The organism is Thermomonospora echinospora, assembly GCF_900108175.1.
Lineage (GTDB): Bacteria > Actinomycetota > Actinomycetes > Streptosporangiales > Streptosporangiaceae > Thermomonospora > Thermomonospora echinospora.
Genome location: NZ_FNVO01000020.1, coordinates 1 through 13225 on the forward strand (window position 1 = coordinate 1; position 13225 = coordinate 13225).

General features: G+C 70.7%; 12 protein-coding genes, 2 tRNA genes and 1 rRNA gene. 3 read left to right on the plus strand and 12 right to left on the minus strand.

Going from position 1 to position 13225, the window contains the following annotated elements; all coding sequences use genetic code 11:
- Positions 1 to 181 (minus strand): 16S ribosomal RNA (locus C4U03_RS31245); the annotation flags it as partial.
- Positions 182 to 1079: 898 nt separating this feature from the next.
- Positions 1080 to 1940, minus strand: coding sequence for an alpha/beta fold hydrolase (locus C4U03_RS40720; RefSeq protein ID WP_160147154.1), 861 nt, complete (start codon positions 1938 to 1940; stop codon positions 1080 to 1082).
- A 540-nt stretch (positions 1941 to 2480) separates the two neighbouring features.
- Here C4U03_RS40720 and C4U03_RS31255 point away from each other — a divergent pair.
- Positions 2481 to 3293 (plus strand): MBL fold metallo-hydrolase, encoded by an 813-nt coding sequence (locus C4U03_RS31255; RefSeq protein WP_235018264.1) that lies wholly within the window; start codon positions 2481 to 2483, stop codon positions 3291 to 3293.
- Positions 3294 to 3959: 666 nt separating this feature from the next.
- On the opposite strand, the gene C4U03_RS31260 is transcribed toward C4U03_RS31255, so the two are convergent.
- A tRNA-Ala gene (locus C4U03_RS31260) sits at positions 3960 to 4032 on the minus strand.
- 211 nt (positions 4033 to 4243) lie between these two features.
- On the opposite strand from C4U03_RS31260, the gene C4U03_RS31265 reads away from it, so the two are divergent.
- Positions 4244 to 4669 carry a hypothetical protein gene (locus C4U03_RS31265; RefSeq protein WP_103942987.1) on the plus strand — a complete coding sequence of 142 codons (426 nt, stop codon included), beginning with the start codon at positions 4244 to 4246 and terminating at the stop codon, positions 4667 to 4669.
- Between the two features lie 278 nt (positions 4670 to 4947).
- Here the strand turns inward: C4U03_RS31265 and C4U03_RS31270 are convergent.
- The 4 genes from C4U03_RS31270 to nadD all read right to left on the minus strand — a co-directional run bounded on the left by C4U03_RS31270 (position 4948) and on the right by nadD (position 6959).
- Positions 4948 to 5020, minus strand: a tRNA-Ala gene (locus tag C4U03_RS31270).
- Positions 5021 to 5099: 79 nt separating this feature from the next.
- Positions 5100 to 5780: a histidine phosphatase family protein gene (locus tag C4U03_RS31275; RefSeq protein ID WP_103943237.1), complete on the minus strand. Its 681-nt coding sequence runs from the start codon at positions 5778 to 5780 to the stop codon at positions 5100 to 5102.
- 4 nt (positions 5781 to 5784) lie between these two features.
- Positions 5785 to 6204 (minus strand): ribosome silencing factor, encoded by a 420-nt coding sequence (gene rsfS / locus C4U03_RS31280; RefSeq protein ID WP_103942989.1) that lies wholly within the window; start codon positions 6202 to 6204, stop codon positions 5785 to 5787.
- Positions 6205 to 6350: 146 nt separating this feature from the next.
- Positions 6351 to 6959, minus strand: coding sequence for a nicotinate-nucleotide adenylyltransferase (gene nadD, locus C4U03_RS31285; RefSeq protein WP_103942991.1), 609 nt, complete (start codon positions 6957 to 6959; stop codon positions 6351 to 6353).
- Positions 6960 to 7157: 198 nt separating this feature from the next.
- On the opposite strand from nadD, the gene C4U03_RS31290 reads away from it, so the two are divergent.
- The gene (locus C4U03_RS31290; RefSeq protein WP_235018265.1) at positions 7158 to 8195 is read left to right on the plus strand and encodes a M48 family metallopeptidase; all 1038 of its coding nucleotides are present in this window, start codon (positions 7158 to 7160) and stop codon (positions 8193 to 8195) included.
- 125 nt (positions 8196 to 8320) lie between these two features.
- Here the strand turns inward: C4U03_RS31290 and C4U03_RS31295 are convergent, their stop codons facing one another.
- The 5 genes from C4U03_RS31295 to rplU all read right to left on the minus strand — a co-directional run bounded on the left by C4U03_RS31295 (position 8321) and on the right by rplU (position 12841).
- Entirely contained in the window at positions 8321 to 9577 is a 1257-nt protein-coding gene (locus C4U03_RS31295; RefSeq protein ID WP_103942995.1) for a glutamate-5-semialdehyde dehydrogenase, read from the minus strand.
- On the minus strand, positions 9577 to 10743 hold the full coding sequence (proB, locus tag C4U03_RS31300) for a glutamate 5-kinase (RefSeq protein WP_103942997.1): 1167 nt from the start codon (positions 10741 to 10743) through the stop codon (positions 9577 to 9579). The genes C4U03_RS31295 and proB overlap by 1 nt, the downstream gene beginning before the upstream one ends.
- Complete coding sequence (gene obgE, locus C4U03_RS31305; RefSeq protein WP_103942999.1) at positions 10740 to 12131, minus strand: GTPase ObgE; 1392 nt, start codon at positions 12129 to 12131, stop codon at positions 10740 to 10742. Before obgE ends, proB begins: the two co-directional genes overlap by 4 nt.
- A gap of 88 nt (positions 12132 to 12219) precedes the next feature.
- Entirely contained in the window at positions 12220 to 12477 is a 258-nt protein-coding gene (rpmA, locus tag C4U03_RS31310) for a 50S ribosomal protein L27 (RefSeq protein WP_103943001.1), read from the minus strand.
- Between the two features lie 49 nt (positions 12478 to 12526).
- Positions 12527 to 12841, minus strand: coding sequence for a 50S ribosomal protein L21 (rplU, locus tag C4U03_RS31315; RefSeq protein ID WP_103943003.1), 315 nt, complete (start codon positions 12839 to 12841; stop codon positions 12527 to 12529).
- Between the last annotated feature and the right edge of the window lie 384 nt (positions 12842 to 13225).

Below are 13225 nucleotides of genomic sequence, written 5' to 3' on the forward strand. Positions count from 1 at the left end.
GAGGTCATATCCGGTATTAGACCCGGTTTCCCAGGCTTATCCCGAAGTCAGGGGCAGGTTGCTCACGTGTTACTCACCCGTTCGCCGCTCGAGTACCCCCGAAGGGGCCTTTCCGCTCGACTTGCATGTGTTAAGCACGCCGCCAGCGTTCGTCCTGAGCCAGGATCAAACTCTCCATCAAGGTCACACACCCACCCTCTCCACCAGGAGAAGACAGGCAAACCTGAACGGGACTCACATCCCAGCAGACACCCACCGGCCACAACAACCGGCGAGCATCGCCTCAAAGAAATTCCTCAGACGAGGAACAACAACCCCAATCAACCAGGGGCTGTCACAAGGCACTGGCTTTTAACACACTGTTGAGTTCTCAAGAAACGGACACCCACCCCGCAACACCCACCCTCCCGGGCGAGCGCCCCGTGGGGCAACCCTTCTAACTTACCAGGATCTTAGCATCTGTCAACCTGTCGAACGAATCGATCTTGTTGTCAGCTGCTCGCCCACCCCGCAGACGCTTCCGCAGGACGCAACTGCGTCCTTGCAGATCATCTGAGGGGGTCCCCCGGGCCGGCCACCTGCGCGGTGTCCTGCATCCCGTCTGGGCTGTCCCTCTAGCTTACCCCCGCCCGAAGCCTGCTTCGAACGGTTTTCCGCCGGAGGGTCTCCCCGGGGCCGTCCGCCTGCCGGCGTCCCGCATCCCCTTGGGGCACGTGAACTCTAAGCAAGATCCGAAAGACCGTCAAATCGACGATCCCGACCTGTCCGGACTCCCGAACGGGCCCCCGCCCGGCACTGGTTCCCCCGTCCCTCCCCAGCCCTCTGGGGACCGGACGAGGAGAGCTGCGGCCACTGCGGCCACTGCGGCCACTGCGGCCACTGCGGCCACTGCGGGGAACGCGCGGCCCACCGAAGGTGTTCCCTGTCCATGGGCAGACCGGCCGAAGCCGGCTCTGGACAACGTTTCGACGAGGCGGGGCCCGCTCAAAGGTCCGGGGAGGGGAACACACCCACGGCGGTATCCCCGCCCTTCCTGGCAAGTCCCCGCGTCCATGGACGCTCGACGCCCGTGGGCCCGGTCAGACTCCCCCGGTCACGAAGTCGCGCAGCAGTTCGAAGGCGTGGGCGGGCGTCTCCCTGAAAACCCCGTGGCCGACGTCCGGCAGGACGTGCAGGCGTACGGGACAGCCGGTGAGCGCGTCGGCGAGGCGGCGTGCGGCCGGTGCCGTGGCCACCGGGTCGTCCTCACCGGCGAGGACGAGCGTGGGGCAGGTGATCGCGCCGAGCTGGTCCCACGGGTCGAACCGGGCTGCGAGGGAGTGCCGGAAGTGTTCGAGGACGTCGTCGTTCCAGACGATCCGCCGGAGCCTGTCGGCCGCGTCGGGGTCGCCGTCCGGCCGCCGGGAGTAGAGGGGGAGGCAGACGTTCCGCCACGCCTGGCGGATCTCGTCGGTGCTCTCCCCCGCCCAGTAGCGCCGGGCCACCTCACGGGCCTCGGCGCCGCCGAGCCGTTCGAAGACGGCCAGGCGCTCCTCGGTGGGCCCGGGCATGACGCTGTCGAGCACGAGCCGGGAGATCCGGTCCGGATGGCGGAGCGCGGCGGTCAGGGCGACCCAGCCTCCGCTGGACGTGCCGAGCAGCACGGGGTCGGCGATGTCCAGCGCGTCGCAGAGGCCGATGACATCGTCGGCCCAGCGCTCCCACGTCCACGACCGGGCGTCGGCGTGGTCGGACCTGCCGCTGCCCCGCTGATCGAAGTAGACGATCTGGGCGAACTCGGCCGCAGCGGCGAAGATCGGTTTGAACGACGAATGGTCGGCGCCCGGCCCGCCGTGCAGGGTGACGATCGTCGGGCGCTCGGCCATTCCCGGTCCGTCCGGGACGAGGGCGGGGCCGTCGACGTCGAAGTAGAGGTGCACGTCGTCTACCTGGATGCGCATCTGATCATTTTGTCCCGACGGATCCCGGGGGGCCGGTGATGGCCACTTCCGGCACGAGGCGCCGGAACGGCCGCGGCGCGCGTCTTCGGCGCGGGGCGAGCGAGTGCCGTGCTTCCGCAGCTTCCTGCCACGGGTGCCGGCGGATGTCCGGCGCGGTGGCCGGGATCCGGCGAGCGGAGAGCGGCTGCCAGGACGACCCGGCCTCCGCTCGATATGCCGAGCGGTACGGGACCAAGCGGTACAAGGTCGGCGATGTCCAGCGCGTCGCAGAGGCCGATGACATCGTCGGCCCAGCATCCGAGGTCTACGAGCGGCGCCGGAGTGGTCGGACCCGCTGCTGCCCCCGCTGGTCACCTGGGCGAACTCGGTGACGGCGGAGAAGACCGGTTTGGCCTGTCCAAAGGCGGGATCGGCCTGGTAGGGGCGCCGGTGCTGTCGACTTCCTCCACCGAGCACCGCGTCCGCGCCGGCGAGCGGATGCAGGTCGTTTCGTCGACCCATGGCCGAGCGCCGCATCGGATGGATGCGATCATGAGGTGCATGCACGACATCTCGGCCAGGTCGGTCGCCGGAGTGGAAGTGGTCCCGCTGTGTGACGCGGTCGGGCCGATGGGCGAGTCCCTGCGCCGGCCGTTGGACGAGACGTTCCCCGGGTCCTCGCCGGAGCTATGGGAGCGGCTGCGGGATGAGGAGCCGGGCGCCTTCGGGGCCGGCGGCGAGTGGGTGCTGCATTTCCACTGCTTCCTGTTGCGGGTACCGGCGGGCCCGACCGTGCTGGTGGACACCGGGATCGGTGGCACCCACTCGGCCGCAGCCGGCTGGGCGCCCGTGCCCGGCCGACTGGTCGACGCGCTGTCGGCCGCCGGGGCCGCGCCGGCCGACGTAGACGTCGTCGTGCTCACTCATCTGCACAGCGACCATGCCGGTGGAGCCGTGGCCGAGGGCCAGCCGACCTTCCCCAACGCCCGCTACGTCCTGCAGCGTCAGGAGATGGACTGGCTGCTCGGGGCACCGGACAACCCGGTCGCTGAGCAGACGCTCCTCCCCCTGCTGGAGGCCGGCTGCCTGGACGCCGTCGATGGACGGACCCGACTCGCCGAAGCCGTCGAGCTCTTCCCCACTCCCGGCCACACACCCGGGCACCAGTCCGTCGTGATCGACGATCACCGCCTGGTCGTGACCGGCGATGTCGTCCTGCATCCGGTACAGCTCGCCGACGAGACGGTGACGTACCTATACGACGAGGACGCCGCCACCGCAGCGGTCACCCGTTCCGCACTACTGGAACGAATCCGGACACGCGACGGCCTGGTGGCCGCCCCGCACCTCCCGTCCCCCTTCGCCCGCCCCTAGCGCGCCCCACCCACCAAGCACAGGCCCGCAAACTCCCTGACGGGACCACACGCAACCGCCGGCGCCTTCCCCGCATAGCCGGGACGTGGACCGAGAACACCGAAGAACCGGCCAACAGCCCTTGCCGCACTCTCCCGACTCCTGATCCAGGCCAACCTCAACCGCTGTCGCCCGAACCCTCACACCAACACACGTCCGAGGCCAGGGCCTCCACCCCTGAACCAAGAACGGACAACAGCGGCAACCGCACCCCTGCATGGCCCTCGCCCCAAAAGGACTCGCCCCTTCCACCAACGCAGGCTCGAAGCCGAGGCCCTCACACCAGAACGAAGAATGCGCAACAGCGACTGGCCGTACCCCCACACGACCCCGCCCCAACAGAACCCGACCAACCGCCCGCACCCACCCCTCCCACCAACGCGGGCGTGAAGCCAAGGCCCTCACCTCGAACAAAGGATGCGCGCCAGCGGTTGGCCGTACCCCTGCACAGCCTGAGCCAGGAAGAGTCCGACCGACTCCCGTACCAGCCCCTTTGCACTAACACGGGGGCGTGGGGGCAGAGCCCCCACCCGGGGGGCTCCGGGTGGCCCGCCCCCCGGGCCAACACGACGAAGGACCAGCGGGGAAAGCGACAACGCCGCTGACCACACTGGTCCCAGGTCCGAGTGGAGCTATGGGGATTCGAACCCCAGACCTCCTCCATGCCATGGAGGCGCGCTACCAACTGCGCCATAGCCCCGTGCTAGCCGGAGATCCGCGAATCTGCCGACCGGCCACGAGAAAGCTTAGTGCACTCGGCGAGTGGATCAGCACGGCGGACCGGATCCACGGCCGGGTCGCGATGAGGGGCGGCGCACCGGACCTCGATTGCGAGATCATTGATCAACCTTGACCCGCGCACGGCATCGTCTCCTCGACGGCGTCCTGTCGGCCCCCGGGAGGTTCTGCGCATGCGGCGGATGATCATCATGGTCCTGGTGCTGTCCGGCTCGTTCGGGCTCTCGATGTGGACCGGTGTCGGGCCGGCCGACGACTGGGTGCACACCTGCCAGGTCCGGCAGCAGTACCTGGACCGTCTGGAGGCCATGGAGGTCGAGGTGGACAGGCTCCGCGTGCAGGGACGCTCCGAGCAGGAGATCGCCCGGATCATGGTGCCCCGCCGCAACCAGGCCAAGGCCCTGGTCCGCACCAAGATGAAGGCCAAGCAGGTGGCCAAGATGGAGGAGCGCAACAGGGCCCGCTATGGCGACCCCCTCGGCCCCACGATCGACTGGATGTACACCCAGTACGGCGGCAACTGGCACGACATCGTCGAGGCGAGCACCGACTCCAACGAGCTCTACAACCTGTCCTGCCTCCCCTGGTTCGACTTCTGACACCGCCGACCGTCAAGGCCACCCGGCGTACGACGCCCACCTCACCCACATCCAGGAGAGCCCCGGCCCACCGAGCCGGAGGAAACACGAACCGAGCCGCCCTCGAAAGCGACCTCTTCACGACACCGCCACCCGGTCTCCGGCCCTTTGCACCAACGCGGGGGCGTGGGGGCAGAGCCCCCGCCCGGAGGCTCCGGGGAGTCGCCCCCCGGGCCAACACGACGAAGGACCAGCGGGAAAGCGACAACGCCGCTGACCACACTGGTCCCAGGTCCGAGTGGAGCTATGGGGATTCGAACCCCAGACCTCCTCCATGCCATGGAGGCGCGCTACCAACTGCGCCATAGCCCCGGGCAACTGCGTGGACGTGCATCCCGCAGCGCTTGGCCAGTGTATAGGACGGTGGCCGTTGACTCGAATCGATTGTCGGTCAGGGCGTCGAGGTCCCCGCGCGTTCGTCCTGACCTGGGCGGTCGTCGCTGAGAACGGGTTCGGGGAGGGTGCCGGCGTTGTGCTCGAGCAGGCGCCAGCCGCCGTCGCGCATCTCGCCCAGCACCGACCAGCAGCAGTTGGACAGGCCGCCGAGGCGTTCCCAGATCTCCTCGGGGAAGCCGAGCAGGCCGCACATGCCGAGGCGGAGGGCGGCGCCGTGGGAGGCGACGACCAGGACACCGTCGGCGGGCAGCCGGTCCAGGGCCCGGTCGAGGGCGGCGGAGACCCGCTTGGCCACCTGGGCGCTGGTCTCGCCGCCGGGCGGCTGCCAGGCGGCGTGCTCGGCCGGGTAGCGCTCGCGGATCTCGGTGCTGGTCAGCCCCTCCCACTTGCCGCCGTCGCGTTCGATGAGGTCGCGGTCGTAGCTGACGGGCAGGCCGGTGACCTCAGCGAGGGCGGCGGCAGTGTCGGCGGCGCGCTGGAGCGGGGACGCCAGGATCGTGGTGGGGCGCAGCCCCGACAGCAGCCGGGCGGCCCGTTGGGCCTGGGCGACGCCGGTCTCGTCGAGGGGGATGTCGGTCTTGCCCTGGAAGCGGCGCTCGACGTTCCAGGAGGTCTGACCGTGCCGCCACAGCACCAGCCGGCGACGGCCGGGCTCCCGGCGGGTGCCCGTGCCCATCTCGTCACTCACCGGCGCCTCCGGGGCCGGTGGCGGGGGCACGCCGGCCGGCGTGCGCGTTGACGCTCTCGGGCAGCTCGATGACGGGGCAGTCCTTCCACAGTCGTTCCAGGGCGTAGAAGGTGCGGTCCTCCTCGTGCTGGACGTGGACGATCACGTCGAGGAAGTCGAGCAGCACCCAGCGGCCCTCGCGTTCGCCCTCGCGGCGCACGGGCTTGGCTTCGGCGTCCTCGCGCATGCGCCGTTCGATCTCGTCGACGATGGCGCGGACCTGGCGGTCACTGGGCGCCGAGCAGAGCACGAAGGCGTCGGTGATCACCAGCTGCTCGCTCACGTCATAGGCGATGATGTCGTCGGCCAGCTTGTCACCCGCCGCCTCGGCGGCGATCCGGACCAGCTCGGCGGCCCTGTCGGATGCGGTCACGTGAAGTCGCGGTCCTCCCGGTTGCGGACGATTCCCGGCTCTACTCTCTCACGGCCGCCGGTTCCGTTTCCGATCCTCGCGACGGCGCGGCGGACAGCCGATACCCCCAGGTTATGCCGCCGCGGGGGCCACCGGAGCGGCCTTGGTCACTGTCGGTAAAGATGCCGTTTGTTGATGTACTGGACGATTCCGTCGGGGACCAGATACCAGATCGGCTCGCCGGCGCGGACGCGGTCACGGCACTCGGTGGAGGAGATCGCCAGCGCGGGCACCTCGACCAGGCTGACCCCGCCCTTGGGCAGGCCGGGGTCGGTGAGCCGGTGGCCGGGCCGGGTGCAGCCGACGAAGTGCGCCAAGGTGAACATGTCGGCGGCGTTGCGCCAGGTCAGCATCTTGGCGAGGGCGTCGGCGCCAGTGATGAAGAACAGTTCGACCTCGGGGCCGTAGATCTTGCGCATCTCCCGCAGGGTGTCGATGGTGTAGGTGGGGCCGGGACGGTCGATGTCGATTCGGCTCACCGAGAACCTGGGGTTGGACGCGGTGGCGATCACGGTCATCAGGTAGCGGTCCTCGGCGGAGGTGACCGTGCTCTCGGACTTCTGCCAGGGCCGCCCGGTGGGGACGAAGATCACCTCGTCCAGCTCGAACAGGTGCGCGACCTCGCTGGCCGCCACCAGGTGGCCGTGGTGGATGGGGTCGAACGTGCCGCCCATGACGCCGAGGCGCCGGGGCCCCCCGGCGGTGCTGCTGGTCATAGGGGCGACCATAACGAGTCCGCATCGGCGGCCCGTATCCCGCCCCGTTCCCGCCCGTGGCGGCCGCCGGGGCCGCGACGCTCCGGCCGGTGCTCCGAACGAGCCGGTCACCGACCCGGTGGAGCTGGCCGGAACGGGCCTGGAGCCGGGGCCGGGAACCCTGGGTCGGGGTGGTTCGTCGGAATTAGCATGCCGGATATGACGAAGAACACGCCGGACCGAGCACGCACGCGCTTCCCGGGGATCAGTTCTCGGGCCTACGAGCATCCGGCCGACCGTTCCGCCCTGGTGGCGCTGCGGTCGCTGACCGGGTTCGACACCGTTCTGCGCCGGCTGTCCGGCATGTTCAGCGAACGTGCTCTACGGCTGATGTTCCTGGGTGGCAGCGTCCGGGTCGGCGAGGACCAGTTCCGCAACATCCACGACATGGTTCGCGACGCGGCCTACATCCTGGACTTCGACGAGGTCCCCGAGCTGTACGTGGTGCAGGACCCGACGCCGAACGCGATGGCGATCGGCACCGACAAGCCGTTCATCGTGCTGAACACCGGGCTGATCGAGCTGCTCGACGACGAGGAGCTGCGGTATGTAGTGGGCCACGAGGTCGGCCACATCCTGTCCGGGCACGCGGTCTACCGCACGATGCTGCTGATCCTGACCTCGCTGGGCGCCCGGCTGGCCTGGCTGCCGCTGGGCAACCTGGCGATCGGCGCGATCGTGATCGGGCTGCAGGAGTGGCAGCGCAAGGCGGAACTGTCGGCCGACCGGGCCGGGCTGCTGACCAGCCAGGATGTCCACGCGGTCAAGCGGGCGCTGATGAAGATGGCCGGTGGCCCGCAGCTGACCGAGATGAACGTCGAGGCGTTCCACCGGCAGGCCCGCGAGTACGACGCGGCCGGGGACGTGCGCGACGGGCTGCTGAAGTTCCTCAACCTGATGCAGCGCTCGCATCCGTACGCGGTGGTCCGGTTCGCCGAGATCGACAAGTGGGCGGGCGGGGCCGAGTACCGGCGGATCATGGAAGGCCACTACCCGCGCCGCCAGGACGACGGCAGCGCGAAGGTGACCGACGAGATCCGCAACGCCGCCAAGGCGTACCGCGACTCCTGGAACGAGACGGCCGACCCGTTCGTCGGCAAGCTCCGCGACATCGCCGACGGCGCGGCCGGGCTCGCCGGGGACCTGTTCGCCCGCGCCGGCCGCCGCGGCGGCGGCCAGGACCGCGGCGAGGACTGACCCGGCGCGCGAGCCGTCGGCCCGGTCGGTGACGCACCCCAGGTTCGGGTACGTCCCGTCGGCGCACGAGCTCGGTACCGGTGCGCCTCGCCTGGCGAGGCGCACCGGCCTGGAGGCGGGGGCTCTCAGCCGCGCAGCTGGCCCTCGCCGGTGACCACGTACTTGGTGGAGGTCAGCTCGGGCAGCCCCATCGGGCCGCGGGCGTGCAGCTTCTGGGTGGAGATGCCGATCTCGGCACCGAAGCCGAACTCCTCGCCGTCGGTGAAGCGGGTCGAGGCGTTCACCATGATCGCGGCCGAGTCGACCGTGGCGACGAACCGCCGGGCGGCCTGCTGCGAGGTGGTGACGATCGCCTCGGTGTGTCCGGAGCCGTACTTGCGGATGTGGGCGGCAGCCTCCTCCAGGGAGCCGACCACCCGCGCGGCGATGTCCAGCGACAGGTACTCGGCGTACCAGTCGTCCTCGGTGGCGGCGACCACGTCGGCCGAGTGGGAGCGGACCCGCTCGTCGCCGTGCACGGTGACGCCCGCCTCGGCCAGCGCCTGCAGCGCGCGGGGCAGGAAGGCGTCGGCGATGCCCTCGTGCACCAGCAGGGTCTCGGCGGCGTTGCACACCGAGGGCCGCTGCGTCTTGGCGTTGAGGAGGATGTCGACGGCCATGTCGAGGTCGGCGTCGGCGTCCACGTACACCGCGCAGTTGCCCACCCCGGTCTCGATCACCGGCACGGTGGACTCCTCCACCACCGAGTTGATCAGCGAGGCGCCGCCGCGCGGGATCAGCACGTCCACCAGCCCGCGCGCCCGCATCAGGTGCTTGACCGACTCGCGGGAGGTGCCGGGGACCAACTGGACGGCGTCGGCGGGCACGTCGGTGCCCGCCAGCGCGGCCTGCATGATGCCGACCAGCGCGGTGTTGGAGTTGTAGGCCGAGGAGGAGCCGCGCAGCATCGCCACGTTGCCGCTCTTGAGGCACAGCGCCGCCGCGTCCACGGTGACGTTGGGGCGGCCCTCGTAGATGATGCCGACCACGCCCATCGGCACCCGGATCTGCCGCAGCTCCAGCCCGTTGGGCAGCACCGTGCCGCGCACCACCTCGCCGACCGGGTCGGGCAGCGCGGCGACCTGGCGGACGGCCGCCGCGATCGCCGCGATCCGGCCCTCGTCCAGGCTGAGCCGGTCGATCATGTACTCGGAGATGCCGTTCTCACGGGCGGCGGCCACGTCGGCCTCGTTGGCCTTGACGATCTGCGGCACGTTCGCCAGCAGCGCGTCGGCGATGGCGTGCAGCGCGGCGTCCTTGGCCGCCCGCGGCAGCGGCGCCAGCCTCGCCGCGGCCTCCCGGGCCGCGACGGCCACCCGCCGGAACTCCTCACGCTCGTCCATCACCGTGCTCCTTCGCCTTGTCGCCGGTCGAGGATGACCAGATCATCGCGGTGGATGATCTCCCGTTCGTACTCGGGGCCCAGCTCGCGGGCCAGCCAGCGGGTGGAGCGCCCCATCAGAGAGGGGATCTCCCCCGCGTCGTAGTTCACCAGGCCGCGCGCCACCACGCGGCCGTTTCCGTCGACCACGTCCACCGGGTCGCCGGCGTTGAAGTCCCCCTCCACGCCGGTCAGCCCGGCGGGCAGCAGCGACTTGCGCCGCCGCACCACCGCGTCCACCGCGCCCGGGTCCAGCAGCAGGCGTCCCTGGCCGGTGGTGGCGTGCGCCAGCCACAGCAGCCGGGTGGACGGGCGGCGGGCCTCGGGGTGGAAGTAGGTGCCGACCGGCTCGCCGGCCATCGCGGCGGCGGCGGAGGCGGCGTTGGTCAGCACCACCGGGACGCTCGCGCCGCCGGCGATCCGGGCCGCCTCCACCTTGGTCACCATGCCGCCGGTGCCGACCCGGCCGGACCCGCCGAGCTCGACCTCCGTCAGGTCGGCGGGGCCGCGCACCTCGGTGATGCGGCGGGTACCCGGTCGCCGGGGGTCGCCGGTGTAGAGGGCGTCCACGTCCGACAGCAGGATCAGGGCGTCCGCGCGGACCAGATGGGTGACCAGCGCGGCCAGCCGGTCGTTGTCGCCGAACCGGATCTCGTCGGTGGCGACCGTGTCGTTCTCGTTGACGATCGGGACGATGCCGAGCGCCAGCAGCTGTTCCAGGGTGCGCTGGGCGTTGCGGTGGTGAGCGCGGCGCATCATGTCGTCGGCGGTGAGCAGCACCTGCCCCACGCGCATCCCATGGCGGGCGAACGAGGAGGTGTAGCGGGCGACCAGCAGGCCCTGCCCGACGCTGGCGGCGGCCTGCTGGGTAGCCAGGTCCGGCGGGCGGCGGGTCAGCCCCAGCGGGCCGAGCCCGGCGGCGATGGCGCCCGAGGAGACGAACACGATGTCGCGCCCGGCGCTCTTGCCGGCGGCCAGTACGTCCACCAGCGCGTCGATGCGGTCGGCGGCGATGGCGCCCTGCGGGGTGGTCAGCGAGGACGACCCCGCCTTGACCACGACCCGCCGGGCCCCGGCGATCGCCTCCCGGACCCCCCGGACCGCCGCATCCTCGGCGATCATGCTCATCGGCCCTCCAGCCGGCGGTCGGTGCCGCGCGGGCCCTGGCCCTCGCCGCCCGTGGTGATCTCCGGAGCCCAGTCGAAGACGACCGCGTCGTCCTCGGTGCCGATCATCACGGTGGCGCCGGGCTCGGCGCCCGCCTCGGCCAGCGCCTGCTCCACCCCGAGCCGGGCCAGCCGGTCGGCCAGGTAGCCGACCGCCTCGTCGTTGTTGAAGTCGGTCTGCCGCAGCCAGCGGCGCGGCTTGTCGCCGCCGATCAGGTAGGTGTTGTCGCCCAGCGTCCGGACGGTGAAGTCCGCGCCCCCGCCGACCGGCTCGGGACGGATCACCAGCCGGGTCGGCTCGGGCGCCGGCAGCGTGGCCCGGTGGGCCGCCACCATCTCGGCCATCGCGAACGACAGCTCGCGCAGCCCCTCGTGCGTGGCCGCGGAGACCTCGAAGACCCGCAGGCCCCGCCCCTCGAACTCCGGGCGCACCAGGTCGGCCAGCTCCCGCCCGTCCGGCACGTCGATCTTGTTGAGCACCACCAGCCGGGGGCGGTCCGACAGCGGCCGGATGTCGTCGCCCAGCTCGCGGTCGTAGGCGCGCAGCTCGGCCTCGATGACCTCGAAGTCGCTGACCGGGTCGCGGCCGGGCTCCATGGTGGCGCAGTCCAGCACGTGCACCAGGGTGGAGGAACGCTCGATGTGGCGCAGGAACTCCAGGCCCAGGCCGCGGCCCTCGCTGGCACCCTCGATCAGGCCGGGCACGTCGGCGACGGTGAACGTGACGTCCCCGGCGGCGACCACGCCCAGGTTGGGGGTCAGGGTGGTGAACGGGTAGTCGGCGATCTTGGGGCGGGCCGCCGACAGCGCCGCGATCAGCGACGACTTGCCGGCGCTGGGAAAGCCCACCAGCGCGACGTCGGCGACGCTCTTCAGCTCCAGCACGATGTCGTGCTGCTCGCCCTCCTCGCCGAGCAGCGCAAAACCGGGGGCCTTACGCTTGGTGGAGGCCAGGGCCGCGTTGCCGAGCCCGCCCCGGCCGCCCTGTGCCACGACGAACCGGGTGCCCTCCCCCACCAGGTCGGCCAACACCTCGCCGCCGGGGGTCAGCACCACCGTGCCGTCGGGGACGGGCAGCACCACGTCATCGCCGTCGGCGCCGTTGCGGTGCGAGCCCTGTCCGGGCTTGCCGTTGCCGGCCCTGCGGTGCGGACGGCGGTGGTAGTCCAGCAGGCTGGCGGTGCCGTTGTCGACCTGGAGGATCACGTCACCGCCCCGGCCGCCGTTGCCGCCGTCCGGTCCGCCCAGCGGCTTGAACTTCTCCCGGTGCACCGAGGCACAGCCGTGTCCGCCGTTGCCGGCCGCGATGTGCAGCACCACCCGGTCCACGAACTGCGCGCCGGCGGCCATGCTGTCTCCCTGGTCTTTTCGTGGTACGGACAATGACAGAGGGCGGACCATCCGGTCCGCCCTCTGGGTAACGCTGTGTGCAGGCGGATTACTCCGCCGGCGGGACGATGCTCACGGCCTTGCGGCCCCGGTAACGGCCGAACTCGACCGTCCCGGCGACCAGCGCGAACAGCGTGTCGTCGCCGCCACGCCCGACGTTCAGGCCGGGGTGGAAGTGGGTGCCGCGCTGGCGGACGATGATCTCGCCCGCGTTCACGACCTGACCGCCGAACCGCTTGACCCCGAGACGCTTGGCGTTCGAGTCGCGGCCGTTCCGGCTGGACGAGGCGCCCTTCTTGTGTGCCATCGCTCAACCCCTCCTTACGGATCATCCCCGGCGCACCGGGGAGCAGTTCCTACTTACCGGCCTTGATCTCGAGCACCTTGACGCGGGTGTACGGCTGGCGGTGGCCCATCCGCCGCTTGTACCCGGTCTTGTTCCGGTAGTGCATGATGTTGATCTTCGGTCCCTTGACCGCGCCGAGCACCTCGGCGGTGATCTCGTACTTGGCGAGTTCGGCCGGGGAGGTCACGACGTTGTCGCCGTCAACGACCAGCACGGCCGGGAAGGTGACGGTGGCGCCGACCTCGTCGCCGAGCTTGTCGACGGTGAGCACGTCGCCCGTGGTCACCTTCTCCTGCCTGCCGCCTGCGCGGACAATCGCGTACACCGCGGAAACCCTTCGTTGGCGCGTGCTTCCGGAACCAACCGGTCCCACGCGTGGTCTTCACCAGCCCTCGGTTGAGGGCCTACCTCCGGCTGCGACCGAAGGCGGCACGCACGAGGGAGGACCCTCAGCGCTCTCTACTTTCACCCGCCGGATCGACAGGGGTGCACCGAGCATCCGTGTTCAGGTTCGCAGCCCCACAGAGACTCAAGTGCATGGGTCAGTGGTCGCGCCAAGCGCGACTTCCCCATGGTACAGGTACTTAGCCAATGCCAGACACCATCCCATGACACACGTCCGGCATCTCATGACACACATCCGGCCACACAGCCTCCAGACCATGTGGCCGGACAACGATGACGTCTAGCACGGATGCGAGGTTGGCCT